The sequence below is a fragment of the Mycobacterium sp. OTB74 genome (assembly GCF_029892685.1).
Lineage (GTDB): Bacteria > Actinomycetota > Actinomycetes > Mycobacteriales > Mycobacteriaceae > Mycobacterium.
The window spans coordinates 100071-123067 of record NZ_JARXVD010000004.1; the positions used below are offsets into that span (position 1 = coordinate 100071).

The 22997-nt window shown below is 66.7% G+C and carries 26 protein-coding genes; 10 read left to right on the top strand and 16 right to left on the bottom strand.

The window, feature by feature from the left end:
• Nucleotides 1-7 precede the first annotated feature (7 nt).
• Nucleotides 8-439: a DUF4345 domain-containing protein gene (locus M2432_RS08140; RefSeq protein WP_280826285.1), complete on the bottom strand. Its 432-nt coding sequence runs from the start codon at nt 437-439 to the stop codon at nt 8-10.
• Nucleotides 440-528: 89 nt separating this feature from the next.
• Between M2432_RS08140 and M2432_RS08145 the strand changes: the two genes are divergently transcribed.
• Entirely contained in the window at nt 529-1152 is a 624-nt protein-coding gene (locus M2432_RS08145; protein WP_280826286.1) for a TetR/AcrR family transcriptional regulator, read from the top strand.
• Nucleotides 1153-1289: 137 nt separating this feature from the next.
• Here the strand turns inward: M2432_RS08145 and M2432_RS08150 are convergent, their stop codons facing one another.
• Genes M2432_RS08150 through M2432_RS08160 form a run of 3 tightly spaced genes read right to left on the bottom strand, consistent with a single transcriptional unit; the run spans nt 1290 to nt 2963 of the window.
• A complete protein-coding gene (locus M2432_RS08150) occupies nt 1290-1925 on the bottom strand; it encodes a class I SAM-dependent methyltransferase (protein ID WP_280826287.1) in 636 nt (211 codons plus the stop codon).
• A gap of 22 nt (nt 1926-1947) precedes the next feature.
• On the bottom strand, nt 1948-2634 hold the full coding sequence (locus tag M2432_RS08155) for a cation transporter (protein WP_280826288.1): 687 nt from the start codon (nt 2632-2634) through the stop codon (nt 1948-1950).
• Complete coding sequence (locus tag M2432_RS08160) at nt 2634-2963, bottom strand: winged helix-turn-helix domain-containing protein (RefSeq protein ID WP_280826289.1); 330 nt, start codon at nt 2961-2963, stop codon at nt 2634-2636. The genes M2432_RS08155 and M2432_RS08160 overlap by 1 nt, the downstream gene beginning before the upstream one ends.
• 119 nt (nt 2964-3082) lie before the next feature.
• Here M2432_RS08160 and M2432_RS08165 point away from each other — a divergent pair, with 119 nt between their 5' ends.
• Complete coding sequence (locus M2432_RS08165; RefSeq protein WP_280826290.1) at nt 3083-3613, top strand: DUF1942 domain-containing protein; 531 nt, start codon at nt 3083-3085, stop codon at nt 3611-3613.
• A gap of 262 nt (nt 3614-3875) precedes the next feature.
• Here the strand turns inward: M2432_RS08165 and M2432_RS08170 are convergent, their stop codons facing one another.
• The 4 genes from M2432_RS08170 to M2432_RS08185 all read right to left on the bottom strand — a co-directional run bounded on the left by M2432_RS08170 (nt 3876) and on the right by M2432_RS08185 (nt 6061).
• Nucleotides 3876-4811 (bottom strand): M56 family metallopeptidase, encoded by a 936-nt coding sequence (locus M2432_RS08170; protein ID WP_280826291.1) that lies wholly within the window; start codon nt 4809-4811, stop codon nt 3876-3878.
• The gene (locus tag M2432_RS08175) at nt 4808-5182 is read right to left on the bottom strand and encodes a BlaI/MecI/CopY family transcriptional regulator (RefSeq protein WP_280826292.1); all 375 of its coding nucleotides are present in this window, start codon (nt 5180-5182) and stop codon (nt 4808-4810) included. The genes M2432_RS08170 and M2432_RS08175 overlap by 4 nt, the downstream gene beginning before the upstream one ends.
• Nucleotides 5183-5241: 59 nt before the next feature.
• Entirely contained in the window at nt 5242-5550 is a 309-nt protein-coding gene (locus M2432_RS08180; protein ID WP_280826293.1) for a DUF1707 domain-containing protein, read from the bottom strand.
• 91 nt (nt 5551-5641) lie between these two features.
• Nucleotides 5642-6061: a heavy metal-responsive transcriptional regulator gene (locus M2432_RS08185; protein ID WP_280826294.1), complete on the bottom strand. Its 420-nt coding sequence runs from the start codon at nt 6059-6061 to the stop codon at nt 5642-5644.
• A 105-nt stretch (nt 6062-6166) separates the two neighbouring features.
• On the opposite strand from M2432_RS08185, the gene M2432_RS08190 reads away from it, so the two are divergent.
• The 4 genes from M2432_RS08190 to M2432_RS08205 all read left to right on the top strand — a co-directional run bounded on the left by M2432_RS08190 (nt 6167) and on the right by M2432_RS08205 (nt 10803).
• Nucleotides 6167-6733 carry a hypothetical protein gene (locus M2432_RS08190; RefSeq protein WP_280826295.1) on the top strand — a complete coding sequence of 189 codons (567 nt, stop codon included), beginning with the start codon at nt 6167-6169 and terminating at the stop codon, nt 6731-6733.
• The gene (locus tag M2432_RS08195; RefSeq protein WP_280826296.1) at nt 6730-9309 is read left to right on the top strand and encodes a heavy metal translocating P-type ATPase; all 2580 of its coding nucleotides are present in this window, start codon (nt 6730-6732) and stop codon (nt 9307-9309) included. Before M2432_RS08190 ends, M2432_RS08195 begins: the two co-directional genes overlap by 4 nt.
• A gap of 173 nt (nt 9310-9482) precedes the next feature.
• Nucleotides 9483-10544, top strand: coding sequence for a sulfite exporter TauE/SafE family protein (locus M2432_RS08200; RefSeq protein ID WP_280826297.1), 1062 nt, complete (start codon nt 9483-9485; stop codon nt 10542-10544).
• Nucleotides 10545-10584: 40 nt separating this feature from the next.
• Complete coding sequence (locus M2432_RS08205; protein ID WP_280826298.1) at nt 10585-10803, top strand: heavy metal-associated domain-containing protein; 219 nt, start codon at nt 10585-10587, stop codon at nt 10801-10803.
• A 23-nt stretch (nt 10804-10826) separates the two neighbouring features.
• Here M2432_RS08205 and M2432_RS08210 read toward each other — a convergent pair whose 3' ends face one another.
• From M2432_RS08210 to M2432_RS08220, 3 genes are all read right to left on the bottom strand, one after another.
• Nucleotides 10827-11396, bottom strand: coding sequence for a hypothetical protein (locus M2432_RS08210; RefSeq protein WP_280826299.1), 570 nt, complete (start codon nt 11394-11396; stop codon nt 10827-10829).
• Between the two features lie 185 nt (nt 11397-11581).
• The gene (gene phoU / locus M2432_RS08215; RefSeq protein ID WP_280826300.1) at nt 11582-12226 is read right to left on the bottom strand and encodes a phosphate signaling complex protein PhoU; all 645 of its coding nucleotides are present in this window, start codon (nt 12224-12226) and stop codon (nt 11582-11584) included.
• 195 nt (nt 12227-12421) lie between these two features.
• Nucleotides 12422-13015 carry a TetR family transcriptional regulator gene (locus tag M2432_RS08220; RefSeq protein ID WP_280826301.1) on the bottom strand — a complete coding sequence of 198 codons (594 nt, stop codon included), beginning with the start codon at nt 13013-13015 and terminating at the stop codon, nt 12422-12424.
• Nucleotides 13016-13081: 66 nt separating this feature from the next.
• Between M2432_RS08220 and M2432_RS08225 the strand changes: the two genes are divergently transcribed.
• Together M2432_RS08225 and M2432_RS08230 are read left to right on the top strand one after the other, a co-directional pair.
• The gene (locus M2432_RS08225; protein ID WP_280826302.1) at nt 13082-13465 is read left to right on the top strand and encodes a hypothetical protein; all 384 of its coding nucleotides are present in this window, start codon (nt 13082-13084) and stop codon (nt 13463-13465) included.
• Between the two features lie 65 nt (nt 13466-13530).
• Entirely contained in the window at nt 13531-14823 is a 1293-nt protein-coding gene (locus tag M2432_RS08230; RefSeq protein ID WP_280826503.1) for a cytochrome P450, read from the top strand.
• A gap of 24 nt (nt 14824-14847) precedes the next feature.
• On the opposite strand, the gene M2432_RS08235 is transcribed toward M2432_RS08230, so the two are convergent.
• Entirely contained in the window at nt 14848-16131 is a 1284-nt protein-coding gene (locus M2432_RS08235) for an MFS transporter (protein WP_280826303.1), read from the bottom strand.
• On the bottom strand, nt 16131-17501 hold the full coding sequence (locus M2432_RS08240; RefSeq protein WP_280826504.1) for an MBL fold metallo-hydrolase: 1371 nt from the start codon (nt 17499-17501) through the stop codon (nt 16131-16133). Before M2432_RS08240 ends, M2432_RS08235 begins: the two co-directional genes overlap by 1 nt.
• Nucleotides 17502-17581: 80 nt before the next feature.
• On the opposite strand from M2432_RS08240, the gene M2432_RS08245 reads away from it, so the two are divergent.
• The gene (locus M2432_RS08245) at nt 17582-18250 is read left to right on the top strand and encodes a metalloregulator ArsR/SmtB family transcription factor (protein WP_280826304.1); all 669 of its coding nucleotides are present in this window, start codon (nt 17582-17584) and stop codon (nt 18248-18250) included.
• 547 nt (nt 18251-18797) lie between these two features.
• Here M2432_RS08245 and M2432_RS08250 read toward each other — a convergent pair.
• The 3 genes from M2432_RS08250 to M2432_RS08260 are packed head-to-tail and all read right to left on the bottom strand — an operon-like array spanning nt 18798 to nt 22162.
• Nucleotides 18798-19226, bottom strand: a complete 429-nt coding sequence (locus M2432_RS08250) for a DUF302 domain-containing protein (protein WP_280826305.1) — start codon at nt 19224-19226, stop codon at nt 18798-18800.
• A complete protein-coding gene (locus tag M2432_RS08255) occupies nt 19223-21814 on the bottom strand; it encodes a heavy metal translocating P-type ATPase (protein WP_280826306.1) in 2592 nt (863 codons plus the stop codon). The genes M2432_RS08250 and M2432_RS08255 overlap by 4 nt, the downstream gene beginning before the upstream one ends.
• A gap of 51 nt (nt 21815-21865) precedes the next feature.
• On the bottom strand, nt 21866-22162 hold the full coding sequence (locus tag M2432_RS08260; protein WP_280826307.1) for a hypothetical protein: 297 nt from the start codon (nt 22160-22162) through the stop codon (nt 21866-21868).
• Nucleotides 22163-22345: 183 nt separating this feature from the next.
• Between M2432_RS08260 and M2432_RS08265 the strand changes: the two genes are divergently transcribed.
• Entirely contained in the window at nt 22346-22996 is a 651-nt protein-coding gene (locus M2432_RS08265) for an isoprenylcysteine carboxylmethyltransferase family protein (protein WP_280826308.1), read from the top strand.
• Nucleotide 22997: the final 1 nt, after the last annotated feature.

Genomic DNA, 22997 nt, shown 5'->3' on the forward strand with positions numbered 1-22997 from the left:
CGTCAGCTTATCTAGGCGTGTGCATAGGATCGAAACTTGCCGTCGCTGGGCTGCTATCGGGTTCAGCACGGCGTATCCGGCGGATCAGGACATAGTTGACAACCGGAACGAGCAACTCCACTGCAATCATCAGGATGTAGAACCAGTTTGGCGGGCCGGTAACCGCCCAGGAGAGTAAACGAACGAGGCCGCCAGCGAAGAAGATCGCGCCGAGAAGATTCGCGACCCGCCCCCGCTGCGTGATACTCGCTGCGCACCAGACGAACATGAGTCCGTAGCAGGTGAACAACAAGGCGTAGAACCGCAAATCGGAATCGACAGTGGCGTTGACCGGTCCGCCCCCGATGATGGTTGCGGACCCAAACAGAAGATGCGCCAATCCAATTCCGGCACAGATGAGCCCGAACGCGGTCAGCCAAATTTCGGTGGTTCGCTTCATCTGGACCGCTATTAGACTTCATCTAATAAGTCGAGATTACTCGGCGCGGGAGTGGGAAGTCAACCATCACGAGTATCTACCATGAAGCCATGTCCAGCCGTCGGCGCCTCAGCCCTGAGCAACGCCGGGACGAGTTGATGGACATAGGTGCCACCTTGTTTACCAAGCGTGCCTACGAAGACGTCACCATGGAGGACGTTGCTCGACAGGCGAATACCTCGCGCGCGCTGGTGTATCACTACTTCCCGAGTAAACCTGAGTTTTTCGCGGCGATTTGGAAGCGGGCACACGACCGCCTGTTGTCCGCTGTGAATTTCGAAGGTGCTAGTTCGGTGCGCGACAGTGTGGCCATTGCACTTGAGGCCTACCTCAGCTTCTATGAGGCTCATGTAGCGCTGGTCGTGATCGCGAATCGGAGCTCGATCGCAACCGACCCCGTGTTACGCATACCGATCGCCGAGAGCATGCGCGCACTGTGCGAGCGCTTGCTCGAGGCCAGCGGTATCGCCGGCCATGCCCGCAACATCGCGGCAGTGGCACTGGCGGGTTGGATCGCCTTCGTCAGGGAAGTGACCGTTGAATGGCTTCTGGATCAACGGATATCGAGGGTTGAAACATTGGATTTGTGCCTGGCCGTGCTAGACGTAACGCTCGGCTCTTACATTTTATCTGGGGTTGGAATCACATGTGCATCGTTGTTCCCGATCAGGTGATTCGGTATGACTTTGCCTTAGAGGGAACGGTGTAAGTTCTGGGTGTTTCCGCTAAGGGGTTGGTTCGCATGGCCGCACTGGCTCGGGTGGTCTGTTTCGTTGGCGGGCTGGCGTCCAACGCGTACCGGCGCTGCGGGTTAGGTCGTTTCGGTTTTGTGGGCGGTGAGGCGTTCGACAAGGCCGAGTTTGAAGCGTTGTGCCTGTTCGATGTCGAGGCCGACGGTGCGGATCTGGTTGAGAGGTCGGCGCCGGAAGTGTTCCCCGCCCAGTGGCACGGTGAACACTTCCAGGAGGCGTTGGATGAGTCGTATTGGTGCCGAGCTGCTTTCGATGTGATCGACCAGGATGAGGCGTCCTCCGGGGCGCAACACTCGGGTCATTTCCCGCAGGGCCTGCTTGTGGTCGGGTATGGCGCAGAGCCCGAAGGTGCACACGACGGTGTCGAACGAGTCGTCAGCGAAGGGCAGGTGGTGGGCGTCGGCTTGTTGCAGGGTGGCTGCACGGTTGAGTTCGGCGGCGCGGCCCCGGGCGATATCGAGCATCGCCTCGCTCCAGTCGATGCCGGTCAGCGTGACGTCATCGGGGTAGGCGTCCAGGTTGAGTCCGGTGCCGACGGCCACCTCTAGTGCGGAGCCGGTGGCTTGTCCGCAGGCCCATTGGCGGGAGTCGCCGAATAGGTGTCGGTCGAAGAAGCCCATTTCTTTGTCGTAGGTGCGGGATTTCTTGTCCCAGTATCGGTTCCAGCGTGCCGCATGGTCGGCGGAACGGGCCATGACGGATCCTTTCTGCAGGGAGTCAGTCGCAGCATGTGTCGCTGCAGCTGGCGGGATTCTTTTCGGTGGTGGTTGGGGGTGCGGGGCAGCAGGTGTGGCCGCGCCAAGCTTGGCGACCTTCGTAGGCGGCCACGAGTGCGAGGACGAGGGCGGCGAGCGGATCGGCCCAGCTCCAGCCGAACAGGCTGTTGAGGACCAAGCCGGCCAGAACCACCGCCGACAGGTAGGTGCACAGCAGGGTCTGCTTCGAGTCGGCGACCGCGGAGCGGGAGCCGAGTTCACGGCCCGCGCGGCGCTGCGCCCAGGACAGCACCGGCATGATGACCAGACTTGCCGCGGTCAGTGCGATCCCGACCGCCGAATGCCGGGCCTCTGCAGCCCCGGCCAGTGACCTGATCGATTCGATCGTCACGTACCCGGCTAGTGCGAAGAACGACAACGCAATGACCCGAAGTGCGGCTCGTTCTCTGGCTTCAGGGTTGGAGCCAGAGAACTGCCAGGCCACTGCGGCGGCGGAGGAGACTTCGATCACCGAGTCCAGACCGAATCCGATCAATGCTGTCGAACCCGCCCTGACGCCGGCGCTGATCGCGACGATCGCCTCGATCACGTTGTAGGTGATGGTCGCTGCCACAAACCAGCGGATCTGTCGGTGTAGCGCCGCGCGGCGCGCGGGTGTCAGGACGGTGCTGCTGATCTCGGCGGCCATCAGCAGCACCCCTCGTTCACGGCGTCTGGGCACAGCCCGGATTCGGTGGCCAGCACCACAGTCAGGAGGTCGTCGAGTGCGTGTGCCAGTTTCGGGTCGGCAAGCTCGTAGCGGGTACGCCGACCTTCCGGCACCGCTACCACCAGGCCGCATCCCCGTAGGCACGCTAGATGGTTGGACATGCGCTGACGGGATACCCCAGCCGCCTCGGCCAGATCGGCCGGGTATCCGGGGCTGTCTTTGAGTGCCAACAGGATTCGCGATCGAGTCTGATCAGACAGGGCATGACCGAAGCGGGCCAGCACCTCAACATGGCGTAGTGTCTGCATTCCCAAACAGTACATCGATATCTGTATTCACAAAATGATGAACTAATCCCCAACGCCGCATCCTGGTACAAAGGAATCTACGTAATACGTACGTAGATAGTTGATGAGAGGACATGCACATGAGGATGATGGGACAGTTGCTGGTGGCGGGCGCTGCGCTGGCGGGCCTGGCAGCCGTGGGGGCGCCAATGGCCGCGGCGGCAGTGCAGGAGTGTCCGCACCAACTGGGTTCGCATCAGCGCTTGTCTGATGCCGGCGGAGCAGTGGTGCAGGACTGGACGCTGACCGGGCTGCATCCGAGCGCTGACCAGGCTCCTGGCTATCCCGTCGCGGGCCGTCTGTGGGAGGCGACGGTGACGGTGCGGGCGGCCTCGGGGGCGGTGACACCGATCATCCCGAAATTCGCAGCGATGGGTAGCGATCGCCACAACTATCCGGTCTTGTGGCAGGTCGCCAGCCCGGCGGGTGTGTCGGCGGCAACTCTGGCCGAAGGTCAAACGGCTACGGGCAAAGTGTATTTCGATGTGACCGGAGCCGATCCGGCCATGGTGACCTATTCCGCGGGCGGGGCCAAACCGGCGATGATGTGGTGCGACATGGCGACGATGTCTACGCCGATGACTGACTGCCCCGACCGCGCCACCCCCTGACCGTGCGGCGGCAAACGCTGAGTGCCCGATGGGCGCAAACACGTTGAGACACAATGCGGATCACGAAGCAGCGGTTCGGTCGTAAACGGCGCAGATCAGCCGTCTCAGTGGGCTTCCGCGTGACCCCGCTGAGACGGCGCGACCGATCGACACGGTGAAGCCCCCGCCGGATTCCTCAGTGCCCCAATGAGTATCCGGACTGAGGTCGCTCGGGCTGTTCGGAATCCTGAGTGGACCCGGTCGTCGTGTCCACCAGCATGGTTCAGCTGAGCATCAGTGCGCAGGTCCCGAGCCCGGCCAGCCACGGGGGTGCTGCGAGCAGTGCGCCGGCCGAGGCGGCCAGGGCGATGCGGCTGCGCCAGCATTGGACGGCGGTGCCGGGCTGATTCAGGCGGGTGATGCGGTCCGCGAGCCCGATTCCGTTGGCGCCCAGCGCTCCGAGTGGCAGCGGCCCGGCCCCGGCGAGAGCGAGCATGGCCTGCAATAGCACCGGGGTGCCGTGGCGGTGGGCGGCGGTGTCGTCGGCGCACATCTCTACAAGCTGGGCGATTTGGGCGTGTGCCACGGTGACCAGCGCGGTTCTGGGCATCGCCGCCGACAGGGCCCGGGTCGCGGTGAGTAGTGCGTGATGGCCACCGTCGACGTGGGCCCGTTCGTGGGCCAGCACGGCGAGCAGCTCGGGGCGGGTGAGTGCGTCCAGGGCGGCGCTGGTTACTACGGTCACGCCGGTCTGGCCGCCCACGCAGTACACTATTTTGTCGGGGGCGTCGATGCGGACACTGTCGATGTCGGCGAGGTGGTGGCCCACCATGCGCGCCGTGGCGGCGTGACGGCGGCCCTGGGTGCGAGCGCCACGCATCAGGCGGGCGACCCGCGTCACCACCACTCCGACCAGGGTCAGTGCGGTAGCCGCAAGGGTGGCTTCGATGATCAGGCCGGTGTGCGCGGTGGTCGACAGAACCCGCGCCAGGCACGCTGACAGGCCCATCGGCTCGGGCCGGCCCCAGTGCTCGGCGGCATCCACCGCCAGTCCGATGCCGCCGGCGGTCCAGGCCGCCGCGACGCTCGCCAGCACCAGCAGCCACGCGGCGATGGCGGCGCGTGGTGCGCGGCCCGCCCGGGTTAGGTACGGCAGCAGTAGCGGCGCCGTGGTGGCCACGAGCACCGCATACAGCAGCAGACAGAGGGCGACACTCACGGCGTGGCCTTGCGGGTGCGTAAGCGCTGCAGCACTTTCCGTAGTTGCGCGGATTCGTCATCGGTGATGTGGTCCAGAAAATGCGTGAGCACCAGTTCGGAGCTGCCGCCGGCATTGAGCGCTTCGCGCATCAACTGGGCGCTGTACTGCTCGCGGGTCATCGCCGGGGTGTACAGGTAGGCCTTGCCGTGGCGTTGGCGGGTCAGCCAACCTTTGGTGTGCAGGTTGTCCATGGTGGACATCACCGTGGTGTAGGCGATCTCCCGGTCAGTCAGTAGTTCCTCGAACACCTCCCGCACCGAGGTGGGGCCGGTGCGGGTCCACAGGCGATCCATCACGACCTTCTCCAGGTCGCCGAATCCGCGTGCCACGTTGTCTCCCTTACCGTTTCGTTGAGGTGAGCGATCGACTGTCGTCTCTGGGTGGTGGGTTAGATGCAGCCCATCATCGCCCCACCCGGCAGCAGCGCTGCGACGGCCACCAGGACCAGCAGCAGCGCCGCCACGCTCGCCGTCGCCCAGGACAGCCACGGATGTGTCGGCGCGGCCGGTGCGTCGGCGGCCGGTGGGAGGTCGGTGGTCAAGGCGGCCAGCTCGGCGAGGGTGCGAGCCCGGTACACCGCCGCCGCACGCTCGGAGAACTCGTCCAGGGTCAGCCGGCCGGCCGCGGTGTGCTGGTGCAGCTGCGCCAGGACGCGCTCGCGGTCGGTGTCGGCGGCCCGCACCTGGATGTCCTGCATCACATCACCTTTTCCTCGGGTAGCGCCAACGCCCCACATCTACGTAGCTCCATAGTAGACACGGTTGGCGCGTTGATGCTCACGGCAGCAGTCACACTGACGGCGCCGCTGTTGCGGCTGGGTTGCTTTCCAGGATCCAGCACACCTCGGCCTCCTCGCGTGGGGTCGCCTGACGCGCGTAGTCCAGCAACGCCGACAGATGCTGCTCCAGACCCTGCAGTTCGGTGATGCGGGCTTGCACTTGGTCGAGCCGCTCGGCCAGTACCTGCACGACGTGACCGCAGGGCTGTTCACCGCGGTCGGCGATGGCCAGTACCTGACGGACTTCGCGCAGCGACAGCCCGGCCGCCTGGGCCCGGGCGATGAAGTTCAGCCGGTCGACGGTCTGGGGGTCGTAGTCGCGGTAACCCGACGCGGTGCGCGCCGGCTCCGGGAGCAGGCCCTCCTGCTCGTAGAACCGGATGGTTTTGGCTGTGGTGGCCCCGAGCTGGGCCAGTTCGCCGATCTTCACCCGGTCACCGTCCCCTTCATCCCCTCGCCTTGACATTCCACCGTACTGGAATGTTTAGCGTGGGGTCCATCACGACGACGACACCAAAAAAAGGGGGGGCATGCCATGGCGGTCGCACGCCACGCACCCGGCGCCATGTCGGCGCTGGTGCGGGTGCCGGCGTTTGTGGCGGTGCTGGTGGTGTTGCTGGCCGGCGGCTGGCTGATGGGTCGGGCGCTCGCCCCATCAGCGGCCGCAGCAGGTCGCGGCGCGGTGTCACCGGTGCTGTCGATCGCGTCGCCGTCCACACCGTCGCCGTCGCTGGCCCCGGTGTCGGTGACGGAGCAGGCGGCCGCCACACCGGTGGTCTCTTCGACCGCCCCGGCGGTGGCTCCTTCCGACCCGCCGCTGCCCGCTACGGCCGCCGCCCCGCTCACCGACACCTTCCGCGCGACCCGCCGCGTCCCACCGCCGACCAGCGCGGGGCCGACCGCGGCGCCGCGGCCCACGGTGACGCCGATCCAGCTGCCGCAGCCGATGCACCACAGCCCGCGCGCCACCGGGCCCACACCATCGGGCTCCGGTGCCGCTGCCGGTGCCCCGCCCAGCCCCACCGCGGGCACCGCGCCGCCGGCGCTCGCTCACCACGACGACCCGGCCAGCACCGGCCACGACACCAAGGAGCCCCGATGAGCACCCCACAATCGCGTGACACCGCCGCCCCCACTCGGCAGGTCGAGTTGATCATCGGTGGGATGACCTGCGGGTCGTGCGCGGCCCGGATCGAACGCAAACTCAACAAGCTCGACGGGGTCAGCGCCGCGGTCAACTACGCCACCGAAACCGCCCACGTCGACTGCACGCCCGAAGTGTCGACCGCCGACCTGGTCAGTGTTATCGAAGACACCGGCTACACCGCCACGCTGCCGAAAAGTGCCGCCGCCACCGATGATTCGAGCACCGGCGCCGATGGGGACGGTGACGGATACGACGAGCACACTCGGTCGTTGCGGCAGCGGATGCTGGTCTCGGTCGCGTTGAGTGTGCCGGTGATCGCCCTGTCGATGATCCCGGTGCTGCAGTTCACCTTCTGGCAGTGGGCTGAGCTCACGCTGGCCGCGCCCGTGGCGGCGTGGGGTGCTTGGCCGTTCCACAAAGCGGCGTGGACGAACCTGCGCCACGGCGCCGCCACCATGGACACCCTGGTCTCCATGGGTGTGCTGGCCGCATTCACCTGGTCGGTGTACGCGCTGTTTCTCGGCGGCGCCGGCCACGAGGGCCTGCACCACACCTTCAGCCTCACCGTGCAACGCGGGATGGCCGGGGAAAACATCTACCTGGAGGTGGCCTGCGGGCTCACCTCCGCGATCTTGGCCGGACGGTTCTTCGAGGCCCGCGCCAAACGCCGCGCCGGCTCCGCACTACGCGCGCTGTTGCAGATGGGCGCCAAAGACGTCGCCGTCCTGCGCGGCGACAGCGAAATCCGCATCCCGATCGAACAGCTGAGCGTCGGCGACCGCTTCGTGGTGCGACCCGGCGAGAAGATCGCCACCGACGGAATCATCGAGGACGGATCGTCGGCGGTCGATGCCAGCATGATCACCGGAGAATCCGTACCTGTCGAGGTCGGCCCGGGTGACCCAGTCATCGGCGCGACCGTCAATGCCGGCGGCCGAATCATCGTGCGCGCCACCAGGGTCGGCGCCGACACCCAGCTGGCGCAGATGGCGAAAATGGTCGCCGACGCCCAGAACGGCAAAGCCGAAATTCAACGCCTCGCCGACCGGGTCTCCGCGGTATTCGTGCCCGTGGTCATCGCCGCTGCGGTGCTCACCCTCGGGGTGTGGCTGGGCCTGGGCGCCGGGGCGGCCAGCGCGTTCTCCACCGCGGTGGCGGTGCTGATCATTGCCTGCCCCTGCGGACTCGGTCTGGCGACCCCGACCGCGCTGCTCGTTGGCACCGGCCGCGGAGCTCAACTCGGCATCCTGATCAAAGGTCCCGAAGTCCTTGAATCGACCCGCCGGGTGGACACCATCGTGCTCGACAAAACCGGCACCGTCACCACCGGCGCGATGAGCGTGGCCGCCGTACACACCACCGCCGGCACCACCGAAGAACAGGCCCTGCACATCGCCGGGGCACTCGAACACGCCTCCGAACACCCCATCGCCGCCGCAATCGCCCGCACCGCCCGGGAGCGCCTCGGCACGCTGGCCACCGTCCGCGACTTCACCAACCACGAAGGTCTCGGAGTGTCCGGCACGGTCGACGGCCACCAAGCGATCATCGGCCGCCCTGCCCTGCTCGAACGCCACGGCATGACCCTGCCCGCTGATCTCGATGCCGCGCGCCGCGCCGCCGAATCGGCTGGGCGCACCGCGGTGGCCGCGGCCTGGGACGGCGCCGCGCACGCTGTGCTGGTGGTCGCCGACACGATCAAACCCACTGCCGCCCAAGCGATCGCTGGGATGCGGGCCCTCAAGCTGCGTCCCATCCTGCTCACCGGCGACAACACCGCCGCCGCCCGGGCAGTGGCCGCCGAAGTCGGCATCGATGAGGTCATCGCCGAAGTGCTGCCCGGCGACAAACTCGCGGCCATCACCGGCCTGCAACGCGATGGCGCGGTGGTGGCCATGGTCGGCGACGGCGTCAACGACGCCGCCGCCCTGGCCGCGGCCGACCTGGGCCTGGCCATGGGTACCGGCACCGACGTCGCGATCGAAGCCTCCGACCTGACCCTGGTCGGTGGGGACCTGCGCAGCGCGGTCGATGCGATCCGCCTGGCCCGGCGCACCCTGCGCACCATCAAAGCCAACCTGTTCTGGGCTTTCGCATACAATCTCGCCGCGCTGCCGCTGGCCGCGCTCGGCCTGCTCAACCCGCTGATCGCCGGCACCGCGATGGCCCTATCGAGTGTGTTCGTGGTGTCCAACAGCCTGCGGCTGCGCCGCTTCCGCGCCACCTGGCCCCCGGTCGATCAGCCCCCTGCCCGCGCCACCAGCACGACGCCCGAGGCCACGACCCCGGCGCCAACACCTGTGCCCACCCCGGCGTCACCGGTGGCCGAAACCAACCAGGGGTTGGACCAGTTGGCGGCCATTGCCGCCCGGCTGGAATCCGCGGTCAACACCCTGGCCGCACTACACCAACAACAACAACAGCAACAGCAACAACAGCAACAGCAACAGCAATCGTCGTTGTCGCCAACACCGTTGTCCACCAACGGAAATGGCCACGCAGCCCGGCCGATTCCGGGTCCGTCTGAATAGCGCGCATCGCAGGCTTGTGGCCCAGCCGAAGGGGCATTCGCCGCCGGTTGTTTGCGCGTATCCCCATCGATCCGTAGCCTCGCCTGTAACCCATCTACTATCCAACTACGTAGATAACTGCTGTCGGCCGCGCCCGCGCAGCACCGAACATTTCCTTGCCGAAAGGGACACTCGTGAACCTGGTCGCCGTGTTGATCACCGGCCTGTTCGCCGGGGGCATCTCGTGTGCCGCCGTGCAGGGCGGACTGCTCACCGCACTCATCACCCGCCAGCACCAAGCCCGCGGCACCGGGGATGACACACCGGCCGCCGCCGCCGCGTCACGGTCGGCGTCGGTGGCTGCCCGCCTCGGCGACGATCTCGCGCCGGTCGGGGGGTTCCTGGCCGGAAAACTGTTCGCGCACACCGTTCTTGGTGCTGTACTCGGCGCTCTCGGCAGCGTCGTGCAGCTCTCGATCGGGGCCCGCACCGGCCTGCAGATCGCTGCCGGGTTGCTGGTCATTACCTTCGGCCTGGCCCAACTCGGGGTGCCCGGTTTCCGCCGGATCGTCATCACTCCACCGGCCTCGTGGACCCGGATCGTGCGTGGCCGCGCCCGGTCACAGTCCGCATTCGCCCCGGCCCTGCTCGGCCTGGCCACCATCCTGCTGCCCTGCGGGGTCACCCTGTCGGTGGAGGCCCTGGCATTGGCGTCCGGTTCGCCGTGGCGCGGCGCGGCCATCATGGCCGTCTTCATCATCGGCACCAGCCCGCTGTTCGCCGCCCTGGGCTACCTGGCCCGCAAAACGGCCACCGTGTGGCAGGGCCGCCTGGTCGCCGCCACCGGCGTCGCTGTCATCGCGATGGGCTTGTACACCCTCAACGGCGGCCTGGAACTGGCCGGATCACCCCTGGCCGCCAGCCGGATCGCGCAATCGCTGTCCAGTACCGCGACCGCCACCCCCGCCGACGCCTCACGCACCACCGTCACCGGCGGCCATCAGCAGGTGGTCATCAACGCCACCGAAAACGGCTACAGCCCCCGCATCACCAAAATCACCGCGGGCCTGCCCACCACCCTGATCGTGCACTCCACCGGGGCCTCGGGGTGCGTGCGGGCCTTCATCATCAACGACACCCAAACCGTACTGCCGGTCTCCGGCGACACCCCCATCGAACTGGGCACACCGGCCCGCGGGGACCTGCACTACGCCTGCGGCATGGGCATGTTCACCGGCACCATCACCGCCGCCTAAACCGACAACCGACGACATCACCGATCGGAAGGTTCCTCACATGACCGAAACATATGTTTTCGATGTCACCGGGATGCACTGCGCCAGTTGCTCGTTGCTGATCGACGACACACTCGAAGACCTACCCGGCGTCAGCAGCACCCACACAGTCGTCAAAACCGGTGAGTGCACCGTGCAGCTGGACGCCACCCTCACCGGACCACAAACGATCATCGACGCCATCACCGACCTCGGCTACACCGTGACCGGACAGCACTGAAAAGCGCTGCACGACAGCGAAAGTCAGTGTGGCCCCATCATCGGGCCGTCCATCATTCCGCCGCCCATCATGCCCCGCATCATCGCCGGCATACCGTCCCGCACGAAACCACTCACTTCCCGGGCATGCGCGCGGATCGCCGCCACCAGCGCCGGATCATCAGCAGTCTCCTCGGCGACCACCCCGGCCGCGGTGAACGTGAGCTGGCGGCGGTAGCCGTCGGCGTGGCGGAACAACGTGGGCAGGCTATCGCTCATACACATCACCTCACCGCCCTGGCGCAGATGGTCGTACATGCTGGCCACGTGCGCCTGAAGCTGGGCGACCAGTTCCGGGGCGCCCGACTCGGTGGTGGTGCGCACCCCACCGGGAATCTCTTCCACGGTCCGGGTGATCTCGTTGTGCCGGTTGAACATCTCCATGTACCGGCCCATATCCTCGCGCCCGACACCCATCATCCCGCCATCGGTCAACCGAATCGCCGGCGCAGATGTCTCCCGCACCCCCCGCAGCGAATACGCCAGCCCCAGCACAGCACCCGCGCCGAGAGCCACCACCGCGGCACGGCGGGTCAGTGGACGAGAAGAACCCATGAAGCACACCACCTTTCAAGCCAGCGGCCGCCACCGCTCGACGCCGCCCGGACGCGATCACCGCAGCAGAACCCACGGCATGAACAAGCTTGGCGCGGTAGGCTACCTACGTAGCACAATAGTAGACGCGTTCGACTGAAGTCGCTACGGAAAGCCACCGCATCGACGCACGGCAGGCGGGACCATCAGCCCTGACGTGCGCCCGTGCGTTGGTAGATCACGCGCTGCGCGATCTCCACGGCATGGTCGGCGAAGCGCTCGTAGTAGCGACTGAGCAGAGTGATATCAACGGCGGCGGTGGTGCCGTGCGACCACCGCGGGTCCATCACAACGGTAAACAGGCGGCGATGGATGTCATCCATCGCCTCGTCATCAGCGTCAAGTTGGGCCGCCCTGTCGGAATCCACTTCGAGGACAACGCTTTTGGTGTCTTCGGCGAGCCTCGCGGCGATAGCGCCCATATCGGCGAAATAGCCAATCACATCAGCCGGGACCGCGGTATCGGGGTGGCGGCGGCGGCTGATCTGGGCGACGTGCGTGGCCAGTGCACCCATGCGGTGCAGGTCGGCGACGTTTCGCGTGGCACTGAGAACGGCGCGCAGGTCGCGGGCTACGGGGGCTTGGCGGGCCAGGATGACGAAGGCATCCGCTTCGCGGGCGGCGCAGGCATGGTCGATGTCATCGCGGCGGTCGATGACATGTTCGGCGGCGTCAATGTCGGCGTGCAGCAACGCGTCGGTGGCCAGCGTAATCATGGCTCCAACGTCCTGGCGGAGCACGGCGGTTCCTTTGTTGAGAGCGTCGAGTTGCTCGTGAAAGGCAGTGCGCATGGATATTGAGCATACGAGTTCGACGGAATATTGCGCGGCGTGCAGGTGAATGTCGGCTAACGTTGCCGCAGCTGTGGCAGGGGCTCCGCGATCGTGGTCGTCGGACTTGGGAACCGCACATCACCAGATCGAGCCACCGCCGCCGGCGAATCGTAGTGGCCAGCAGTCCATCCAATCGCTGCGGCCCATCCGTCGCTACGAGATGGCGATGGCACCCAGGGCAGCCAGTGCCTCGACGATCTCCTCAGCGCTGGGCGTTTGGTCTGGGTCGGCGATCCACTGAATCATCAAGCCGTCGATAACGGCGAGAACCACGGAAGTGATCACGGAGAGGTTCGGGAGTCCGGCGCCCTGATGTTGCGAAAGTGCTTGTCGGGTCAGCTCTTCGGCGCGGTGGCGCACTCGGGCGTAGCCGCCGGCAAGGGCTGCGCGCAGGGTTTCGGATCGCATAGCGGGCGCCCAGGATTCGATACACGAAATGATCGACGGACGGCTGTCGGCGAAACTGTCGACGGTGGTACGGAAGATGCCGACCAGCTGATCTCGCATACTGGCTCGCTCGCCACTGGCGGCGAGGGCTGCTTCGAGTCGTTCGGTCCAGCCGTCGAAGCAGCTGGTCAGGGCCTGCTCGAGAAGCTGGTCTTTGCCGCCGAAGTGGTAATTGATGGAGGCGACGTTGGCACCGGCCGCGCGGGCGATGTCACGCGAGGACGTAGCCCCGTACCCGAGGGTGCGGATGCATTCGAGCGCACCGCAGAGAAGCTTGTCCCGATTGCCTGCCACTTGCACGTTCCGACCCTAACAGGTAAACATACGTTTGTTTACATAAACAAACGTTTACCTCAGGGGTTGATGATGGCAGTGGTTCGCGAACTGATCGGCGTCTACAACGGCGACGGCGGAATCCGGGGCGAATTGGCTTACGTCCTCGGCAAGCTGCGCGGCACCACCGAATGCGCGTTGTGTGACATCACCCATCGCGGAATCCGTTCCAATCCGCAGTGGAAGGACGTGGTGTGCGAGCTCGCCGTACCGTTCGACCTCGTGCACCGCAACGAACGCACGGCCGAGGTTGCACAGCTGACCGGCGATGACACACCCGCCGTTGTAGCGGTCACCGACGAGGGGCTCCGGCTCGTCATGCGCGCGGCCGATTTCGCCGGCGCGGGAACGGATGCGGCCGCATTCGTCCAGGTGCTGCGCGAGCGGGTCGCCGAGGAGGGGCTGAGGTGGGCGTGACCGGAAGCGGTCGCGCCGGCCACTCGCTACCGCTGGGCCCAAGGTTGCCGAAGTACGTCCAGAGCATGCTGTACCTGAGGTATCGGGAGTGGTTCCTTCCGTTGTTGCGGAAGCGATTTGGCGATGTGTTCAGCCTGCACGTACCGCCCTATGCCGACGACCTGGTTGTCTTCGCCGCACCCGAGGCGATCGGAGAGATCTTCCGCGCCGATCCGCACGTGCTGCACGCCGGGGAGGGCAATCAGATCCTCGGTGCGGTCCTGGGCGAGCATTCGGTGCTGCTCGTCGACGAGGACGCCCATCGCCGAGTACGTGGACTGCTGATGCCCGCGTTCAACGGGGCCGCACTGCGCCAATACCGCGCGATGATCACCGATCAGGCGCGCGCCGAAGTGGTTTCGTGGGCGCCGAACACCGAGATCGCCATGCTCGCGGCGATGAACCGGCTGACCTTGGACATCATCATCACCGTGGTGTTCGGTGTGACCGACCCGGCAACCAAGTCGGAACTGGTTGACCGGCTGCGCGCCATCATCAACATCTCACCCGCAATATTCGCCGGATTCAGGTTCCCTGTGCTGCAACGGATTCCACCCTGGAAGGGTTTCGCCGACAACCAGGCGCGCATCGATGCGATCTTGTACCGCGAAATCGCCTCCCGCCGTGCGGCCGCCGATCTGGCCAGCCGCGGCGATGTCCTGTCGCGGCTGATCCGCTCCGACGGCGACGCGATCGGCGATCCGCTCACCGACGCCGAGCTGCGCGACCAACTGGTGTCGCTGCTGCTGGCTGGCCACGAGACGACCGCCGCCGCGCTGGCCTGGACGTTGTGGGAACTCGCACGGCATCCAGAATCGCAGTCGGCGGCCCGGGCTGCCGCCAGCCGCGGTGACGACAAGTACCTCGACGCGGCATTCAAAGAAGGGCTGCGCCGCCACAGCGTCATCGTCTCCACCGCCCGCAAGCTCACCCAGCCGATGACGATCGGCGGCCACCGGCTTCCGCTCGGAACCGTGGTCAACACGTCGATCCTGTTGGCGCACAACGATCCGCGCAACCATCGGCAACCGGACGAATTTCGCCCCGAGCGGTTCCTGGGAACCAGCCCACCCCCGAACACCTGGCTGCCGTTCGGTGGCGGCGTCCGCCGCTGCCTGGGCGCCGGGTTCGCGACCACCGAGGCAACGGTCATCCTCGCTGAAATCCTGACCCGCTGGGAACTGCACGCCACGGGAGCCGCTGAATCGGCACGCGTCCGCAACATCACCACGGTGCCGAGACACGGCGCGGTACTGCGCGTCACCCCCATCGAACCCAGGACTGAAGCCGGTGGAGCGGCCCAGGCCAACACGCTTTGATATGGGCCGCACTGCGGCCGCCGGTCAGGGTGTGGTCGCGGTGGGGCCGCCGGCGCGTGGGACATCGCTGATCCACGCTGCGGCCAGCACACCGGAGCCGGCGGTGAGCACACCGGCGGCCACGACTGCGGCGTTGAGGCCCAGCCAATCGGCGATCACGCCGCCGACCAGTGCGCCGACCGCGTAGCCGATATCACGCCAGAACCGGTAGGTGCCCAGGGCGTTCGGTCGCCAGCTGGGGTGCGCGTGATCGGAGATCACCGCGATCAGCGCCGGATACACCATCGCGGTGCCGATACCCAGCAGGACTGCCGAACAGACGCCGGCCAGCAGCGGCCACCGCAGCAGCACCAGAGCCAGCGCGAACGCCGCGGTCTGCACGAACATCCCGGCCACGATGAGCGGTTTGCGCCCGATCCGGTCGGCGAGGTGACCGGTGGGGATCTGACCCAGCCCCCACAACAGCGGGTACAGGCCTTTGATCAGACCCACCGCGGCCAAACCCAGCCCATGGTTGGTGAACAGCAGCGGGAACACCCCCCAGGTCAGGCCATCGTTGAGATTGTTGACCAGGCCGGCCTGGCTCGCCCCACGCAAGCTGCGATGCTCCCAGGTGGTGCGCACAAAAATCGTTCGTAAACGACTGCCCTCGGCTGGGACCGGATGGGGGTGGTGGGACAACTCCAGCGCCACATGCTCGGCGGTGTCGCGGACCACGAGCGAGAGCCCCAGCCCGGCGGCGACGAACACGACGCCGATCAGCTCCGGCGCGGGCCGCAGGCCGTAGACGGTGGCCAGATACCCGGTCAGCAGCGCGGTGGCGCCGACAGCGACGTACCCGGCCGCTTCATTGAGCCCGGTGGCCAACCCGCGCCGGGCGGGACCGACCAGATCGATTTTCATGTTGACTGTCATCGACCAGGCCAGCCCCTGGTTGAGGCCGAGCAACACGTTCGCCGCGACGATCCACCACCACGATGGACCCCAGGCCAGCATGAACGGCACCGGCACGCCCGCTGCCCAGCCGGCCAGCAGCAGTTGTCTGCGGCGAAAGCGTGATGTCAGGGCCCCGGCTGCGAGGTTGGTCAGCGCTTTGGTGACCCCGAAGGCGATGATGAACGAGAACACCGCCAAGTCGTTGCCAAGCCCGAAGACCTCGGTCCCGATCAGTGGCACGGTGGTGCGCTCCAAGCCCACCAATGCGCCGACGCATACGTTGACGATCACCAAAAGGGTGAATTGGAACCAGTTTTCGCGCAGGCCTAGCGCAACGACTCGGTGCGGGGCCACGTCGATGCCGGTGCTCATCAGCCCGTGAGCCCGGTTGCGATCGCGCGGTGGTGTGCGGCGGCGTAGTCGGCGGGTCCGCCGTCGAGCACCGTCAGATCGTTGACACCTTTGCGTTGCAGCACGCTGGCCGCGGTCATCGCCCGTTCGCCGTGACCGCACGCGATGACCGCGCCGTGGGGCACCTCGTGGGCGTGGTCGGCCAGCACACCGAGCTCAATGTGCAGGGCCCCGGCGACATGGCCTGCGGCGTATTCGGCGGCCTGGCGCACATCGAGGAACGGCCGGTCATCCAGGCGTTCGGCGCGCGCAAACACCACATGCTGCGAGGGTTCCGCGGCTGACTGCCAGGCGGCCATTCCGCCGGCGAGGCGCCCAGCGAGCCGTTCGTAGCCGATTTTGTAGGACTGCCAACTGATTTCGGACAGGTCCTGATCATCGTCGGTGACAAACACCAGCGCGACCGTGTCCTCGAGCACCCATCCCAGCCAGGTCGCGAACTGGTCGCGCAGCGGAATCGACACCGCTCCGGGAATGTGCCCCTGGGCGAAGGTCTCGGCGGGACGCACGTCGACGATCGCCGCGCCAGCGGCGAGCAGTCGCTTGACGTCCTCGACGTTCAAGTCGGCCAGGTGCAGGTCGGGCGGCAGCAGGCCCGGCCCGCGGCGGTTGTGCTCGGGCAGCCGGGAAAAGTACGCCGGATAGCTGCCCAGGCTGTCGATCAGCATGCTCACGAAGGTGTCCTCGTCCGGCGCGGCCAGCAGCGGATTGTCGCGCTTCTGCGCGCCCACTGTGGTGACCCGCTGCGCCCCCGGTGGTGCCGAGCAGAACGATCCCGCGCCGTGCGTCGGCCACACCGCGACTTCTTCCGGCAGAGCGGCCACGCGCCGCAACGAGTGGTACTGGGCGCGTGCCAGTTCGTCGGTGCGACCGGCACCGGATAGGTCCGTGCGTGCGGCGGACCCCACGATGAGCGACCCACCGGTGAACACCCCGATTTCCCGGTCATTTTCGGTGAGCAGGAAAGCGACATGCTCGTCGGTGTGGCCGGGGGTGGTCAGTGCCCGCAGTCGCAGGCCTCCCAGGTCCACCTCGTCGCCATCATGCAGACCGACATGGTCGAAGGCGCGGCGCCCGGCCGCCGAGGCCAGAATCGTCGCGCCGGTGTCGTGCTGCAGCTGGACCGCACCGGAGAGGAAGTCGGCGTGTAAATGGGTGTCGGCGGCGAACGCCACCGCCAGCCCGCGCCGGTCCGCGGCCCGGCGCAGCGCTCGCAGATCACGGCTGGCGTCGACAGCCAGGGCGCGACCATCACCCAGATCAACGAGGTATGAGCTGTTGCCGAGCCCCTCATCGACGAGGGGAATCAGATCGGTGTCGGAGAAGCCCATGAGAATCCTGCCGGTCAATGTCGCGGACGGTACTGTGACCACTGTACGATATTCCATGAAACATTGGAAGAAGGTGGAGCGTGGATCCCTCACCCGAGAAGAAGCGACTGTACGAGGCCTTCGCCACCAGCGGAAAAGCCCTCTCGCACGCCAGCCGGCTCGAACTGCTGGACCTGCTCAGCCAAGGCGAACGCAGCGTCGATGACCTAGCACGGGCCGCGGGCCTGAACCTCACCACGGCGTCCTCACACCTGCAGATCCTCAAACAGGCCGGTTTCGTCCACACGCGCCGCGACGGCGTGAAGGTCTACTACCAACTCGCCGGACTGGACGTCGCGGCGCTGTTCGCGGCACTGCGCCGCGTCGCCGACCGGCACCGTGCCGACGTCAGCGCCGCCCGCGACGCCTACCTGGGCGGCCCGCACGAACCGGGAATCGACCGCGACGACCTGCAGGCGCGCATCGCCGCCGGCGACATCGTCCTGCTCGATGTCCGCCCCGCCGCCGAATACCGCGCCGCCCATATCCCCGGTGCCGTGTCCATTCCGATCGACGAACTGGCCACACGGATCACCGAACTGCCCGAACATACCGACGTCGTCGTGTACTGCCGCGGTGAGTACTGCGTGTTCGCTCACGATGCCGTTGCCGCACTGAGCGCCCGAGGGCGACGAGCGATCCGCCTCAACGACGGCATGCTCGAATGGCGCCTGGCCGGTGAGCCCATCAACACGGGCGAGTACCCATGAACCACAACGGCGCCAGCGTTACCGAATTACCTTAGGGGCCAGATGATTTGGGTGCCGCCGAACTCTTCATAGCTGATCACACGGCCCTGCTCGACACTATTGATCACAAACCTGTACGCCCGCAAGTGCATCTGCAGCCCGCCCCGATATGCGCAGGTCGTGGCCGACACCGATGTGCATGGGGCCGCCGCGACTTTCGGGCCGGACAGTGACCGTGGGTCAGATGCTGACCTGCTGGACGGTCTGCACCAGCTGGCCGTAGAGCAGCTCGATCATCGCTTTCTGGCCGGCCACGGTTTTGCGGGACACTTTCGCCGGCACGCCGCCGTCGAGACGTTGATCGCGACGCCGGCCTTGCGCAGAAGCTTGACGGCTACGTCGATCACGTCGCGCTTGTCGTTGCCGACCGCGTCGCGGTGTTCGGCCAGAACGCGAGCAGCCTTTTCGGTCGCCAGTGGAGGCGGTTGGCGGATCACTGTGGCATATTCGCGTTGGCTTTGCGCACCGTCAATGTGAGACTAACTCCTGATAAACGTGGTCGCGCGGGTTACTTCGATGGCGCGGTGTGCAACGACGGGTCGGCGGCCAGCGTGTGCAGGGCGGCGTGCAGTTTGGTGCTGACCTCGTCGGCTAGTCCGGCCATCTTCGGTTCACCGGTCACATCGACGAGCATTTGTGGGTTGACCGCTTCGATGAGTACGCGGCCATCAGCGGAGGTGTCGGTGCGTACGACGACGTTGCAGGGCAGCAGCAGCCCGATCTGGCGGTCCGTTTCGAGCGCACGGTGGGCCAGCGCGGGGTTGCAGGCGCCGAGGATGAGGTAGTCCTCCATGTCGACGTCCAATTTGGCTTTCAGAGTGGCTTTGACGTCGATTTCGGTGAGCACACCGAATCCCTGCTCGGCCAGGGCCTGGCGGGTGCGGGCGACAGCGTCGGCAAAGCTGGCGTGCACGAAGGTGGACAATCCGATGCTCATGAGGCGGTCCTTGTCGGGTGTCGGTGCGGCGCTTGATCTTTGATCGTGCGCTCCGCGTGGGTGTGGCTGGTTCCGGTTTGCACTTCTGGCTCGATGGTCACCGGCTCGGGTGTGGGTAGCGGTTGGCTGCGGTAGCGGCGGAGCCGGTTGGCGTTGCCGACCACCGACAACGAGGACAGGGCCATCGCGCCGGCGGCGATCATCGGGGACAGCCGCAGCCCGAGCAGCGGATAGAGCACCCCGGCGGCCAGCGGGATGCCGACGGCGTTGTAGATCAACGCGAAGAACAGGTTTTGCCGAATGTTGGCCATGGTGGCACGGGAGAGCCGGATCGCGGTGACCACACCCGCCAGTGACCCGGAGATCAGGGTGATGTCGGCGGCTTCGATGGCAACATCGGTGCCGGTGCCGATGGCCAGTCCGACGTCGGCTTGAGCGAGGGCAGGGGCGTCGTTGATGCCGTCGCCAACCATGCCAACGCGGCGCCCTTCGTCTTGCAGGCGCGCGATTTCGGCGGCCTTGTGTTCGGGCAGAACCTCGGCGAGCACCCGGGGTATGCCGACCTGGCGGGCGATCGCAGCGCCGGTGCGGGCGTTGTCGCCGGTGATCATCACCACCTGCAGCCCGAGCTGGCTCAGGGCGGTAATGGCGGCGGCGGAGTCGGCTTTGATGGTGTCGGCGACCGCGAGCACCCCGGCAGCGGCGCCATCGACAGCGGCCAGGATCGCGGTTTTGCCTTCCCCAGCGAGGCGAGCGGCGATATGTTCGAGTTCGTCTGTGCCGATACCGTTTTCAGCCAGCAGGGTCGCGGTGCCGACCAGGACAGTGTGTCCGTCGACGGTGGCCCGCACGCCTTTACCGGTGATCGAAGTGAAGTCCGCCGCTACGGGAACGGTGATGCCGCGCTCACGGGCCCCGGCCACCACCGCGGTGGCCACCGGGTGTTCGCTGTCGCCCTCGGTGGCCGCCACCAGAGTCAACAGCTCTTGGGCGCTGATGGGGCCGACGGTCTCGATGTCGGTGAGGGCCGGCTTGCCGGCGGTGATGGTGCCGGTCTTGTCCAGAACGATGGTGTCGAGCTTGTGCGCGGTTTCCAGGGCTTGGGCGGAGCGGATCAGGATGCCGGCGCGGGCACCTTTGCCCGTGCTGACCATGATCGACAGCGGGGTGGCCAGTCCCAGCGCGCACGGGCAGGCGATGATCAGCACCGACACCGCGGACACCAGCGCCAGCGTCAACGCCGGCGGTGGTCCGGCGACGAACCACACCGTGAACGCGATGATGGCGATCACGATCACCGCGGGCACGAAGTAGGCCGAGATCGCGTCGGCCAGGCGCTGGATCGGGGCTTTAGATGCCTGGGCTTGCTGCACCATGCGCACGATTTGGGCCAGCATGGTGTCCGCGCCTACTTTGGCCGCCCGGACCCGCAGTGAGCCGGTGGTGTTCACCGTGGCGCCGATGACGGTGTCGCCGGGGTGTTTGGTGACCGGCATCGATTCCCCGGTGACCATGGACTCGTCGACCGCGGACTGCCCGGACAGCACGGTGGCATCGACCGGGATCTTCTCGCCGGGCCGGATCACGATGTCGTCGCCAACCAGTACGTCTTCGACGCCGATGGTGATTTCGGTGCCGTCGCGGATCACCCGCGCGGTGCGGGCTTGCAGCCCCAGCAGGGCGCGGATGGCTTCGCCGGTACCGGCTTTGGCCTTGGCTTCCAGCAGCCGGCCCAACAGGATCAAGGTGATGATCACCCCGACGGCTTCGAAGTACACATCACGCACGGTGGCCGGCACCACGGCCGGAGCGACGGTGACCAGCAGGCTGTAGCCGTAGGCCGCGACGGTGCCCAGGGTGATCAGGGAGTTCATGTCGGCACTGCGGTGGGTCAGGGCGAGCCAGCCGGTGCGGTGGATGGGCCAGCCGACATAGAACATCACCGGGCTGATGAGCGCCAGCTGCACCCAGTGGTTGAGCAGGATCGCGGGTACCCAAGTGGCGCCGAAGGTTTGGGCCATCGCCGCGAAGAGCACCGGGGCGGTCAGGACGGTGCCGATGACGACGCGGTGGGTCAGGTCGGAGATTTCGGTGCGCCGTTCTTCGGCTTGGGCGGCTTCCAGATCGGCAGCGGCCGGCTCGGGCGTGGTCTCAGCCGTGCCCGATCGCACCTGCTCGTGGGTCGCGGATTCCGGGTCGGGGGTGCCTGTGTCGTTGGGGGCGACGACGAGGGTGCCGTGGATCATGTTCATGCCGCAGGAGAATCCGAACGACCCGGCCTGGTGCGGGGTGAACCGCACCGTCGTGTGTTGATGGGCGGGCAGCGCCGCGGACAGCTGCAAGTCGGGGAAGGTTACGTGTGAGGAGCAGTCGCCGGTTTCTTGCCGGTCGAATTCGATTTCCACCGGAATGTCTTGGCGCACTTGCAGCATGTTGGGGCTGTAGCCGCCGCGCACGGTGACCTGCAGGCGTTGGACCCCGCCGCTGACGGCGGCGGCGCGGGCGGTGCGGGGGCCGAAGAAGAACCATCCCAGCCCGGCGGTCGCGATCACGGCGACGGCGATCACGGCGACATCGATACTCGACATCATCTGCTCCTTGTTCTCACGCCAACCGGGCTTGTCTTGTGTGCAGCGCCGTTAGCTTTTATCCCGGACCAGGGCGGTCATGCGTGCTTGATAGGTGGTGGCGTCGATCTGCCCGGCCAGGCGCTGGCGGACAATGACTTCCTCGCAGGTCCCTGTGCGGGGCCGCGGCGCAGGCCGGCGGACCGTTGCAACCGCTGTAGGCGCCACGGTGGACCTCGATGCGGCCTGCGGCCAGCGCCGCCCGCGGCGCGGGTGCCGCGCCATCGCGTAGATCACGAACCCGACCTCCGCAGCGCCGATGAGCACAGCCAATACCTGGCCGACGACGAGGTGCCCGGGTTCGATCATCGCTTCTCGCTTCGCTTTTCGGGGTGGCCGCGGCGTGGCGTCACCGTGCTTACCCTCGCGCACCTTCGGGCATCGGCGGTAGGGACATAAGGCACTGCGCCTCAGGCAGGAGGTCTCTACACCGCGTCCGACTGCTGCGCCGATCGTGGTAGGTGCCTGGTGGCCGGTTAAGGGGATGGCGTGATGGCGGATGAAACGTATGGCCTGTGGCCACTGGTGATCCTGAACACGCTGCTGTTCGCGGTATTCGCGATGAGCTTTTTCCATCCGAGCACCACCCGGGACTGGCGGGCGATGGGCGCCTTCACGGCGTTTCTGGTCGCGTTGTTCACCGAGATGTACGGCATTCCGTTAACCATCTACCTGCTTGGATCGTGGCTGGGTTCGCGGTTCGCGCAGCTGCGCGCTACCCACGCCGGCGGGCACCTGTGGAACGACCTAATCGGCTGGACCGGGGACCCGCACCTGAGCCCGTTCCACATGGCCAGCTACGTGGTGATCGGCGGCGGTTTCTGGCTGATCGCGGTGTCCTGGCGCCACCTGCACGACGCGGCACGTACCGGTCAGCTCGCTACTACCGGCCCGTACGCCAGGGTCCGCCACCCGCAGTACGACGGACTGATGCTGATCATGATCGGGTTTCTGCTGCAGTGGCCCACCATCGCGACCTTGATCATGTTCCCCATCCTGGTGGTCGTGTACGTGTGGCTGGCTCGCAGTGAGGAACGGGAGGTGGCTGCGCAATTCGGCGAGCAGTGGCGGGCCTACGTGGCCGCCACGCCGGCGTTCCTGCCCCGGCTGCGCCGCCGTCGATCAGTCACGACCGCCGGTTGAT

Coding starts and splice junctions, on each gene's coding strand:
- M2432_RS08140 (WP_280826285.1), bottom strand. CDS start 439: ATGAAGCGAACCACCGAAATTTGGCTGACCGCGTTCGGGCTCATCTGT.
- M2432_RS08145 (WP_280826286.1), top strand. CDS start 529: ATGTCCAGCCGTCGGCGCCTCAGCCCTGAGCAACGCCGGGACGAGTTG.
- M2432_RS08150 (WP_280826287.1), bottom strand. CDS start 1,925: ATGGCCCGTTCCGCCGACCATGCGGCACGCTGGAACCGATACTGGGAC.
- M2432_RS08155 (WP_280826288.1), bottom strand. CDS start 2,634: ATGGCCGCCGAGATCAGCAGCACCGTCCTGACACCCGCGCGCCGCGCG.
- M2432_RS08160 (WP_280826289.1), bottom strand. CDS start 2,963: ATGCAGACACTACGCCATGTTGAGGTGCTGGCCCGCTTCGGTCATGCC.
- M2432_RS08165 (WP_280826290.1), top strand. CDS start 3,083: ATGAGGATGATGGGACAGTTGCTGGTGGCGGGCGCTGCGCTGGCGGGC.
- M2432_RS08180 (WP_280826293.1), bottom strand. CDS start 5,550: ATGCAGGACATCCAGGTGCGGGCCGCCGACACCGACCGCGAGCGCGTC.
- M2432_RS08190 (WP_280826295.1), top strand. CDS start 6,167: ATGGCGGTCGCACGCCACGCACCCGGCGCCATGTCGGCGCTGGTGCGG.
- M2432_RS08195 (WP_280826296.1), top strand. CDS start 6,730: ATGAGCACCCCACAATCGCGTGACACCGCCGCCCCCACTCGGCAGGTC.
- M2432_RS08205 (WP_280826298.1), top strand. CDS start 10,585: ATGACCGAAACATATGTTTTCGATGTCACCGGGATGCACTGCGCCAGT.
- M2432_RS08210 (WP_280826299.1), bottom strand. CDS start 11,396: ATGGGTTCTTCTCGTCCACTGACCCGCCGTGCCGCGGTGGTGGCTCTC.
- phoU (WP_280826300.1), bottom strand. CDS start 12,226: ATGCGCACTGCCTTTCACGAGCAACTCGACGCTCTCAACAAAGGAACC.
- M2432_RS08225 (WP_280826302.1), top strand. CDS start 13,082: ATGGCAGTGGTTCGCGAACTGATCGGCGTCTACAACGGCGACGGCGGA.
- M2432_RS08230 (WP_280826503.1), top strand. CDS start 13,531: ATGCTGTACCTGAGGTATCGGGAGTGGTTCCTTCCGTTGTTGCGGAAG.
- M2432_RS08235 (WP_280826303.1), bottom strand. CDS start 16,131: ATGAGCACCGGCATCGACGTGGCCCCGCACCGAGTCGTTGCGCTAGGC.
- M2432_RS08240 (WP_280826504.1), bottom strand. CDS start 17,501: ATGGGCTTCTCCGACACCGATCTGATTCCCCTCGTCGATGAGGGGCTC.
- M2432_RS08250 (WP_280826305.1), bottom strand. CDS start 19,226: ATGAGCATCGGATTGTCCACCTTCGTGCACGCCAGCTTTGCCGACGCT.
- M2432_RS08255 (WP_280826306.1), bottom strand. CDS start 21,814: ATGTCGAGTATCGATGTCGCCGTGATCGCCGTCGCCGTGATCGCGACC.
- M2432_RS08260 (WP_280826307.1), bottom strand. CDS start 22,162: ATGATCGAACCCGGGCACCTCGTCGTCGGCCAGGTATTGGCTGTGCTC.
- M2432_RS08265 (WP_280826308.1), top strand. CDS start 22,346: ATGGCGGATGAAACGTATGGCCTGTGGCCACTGGTGATCCTGAACACG.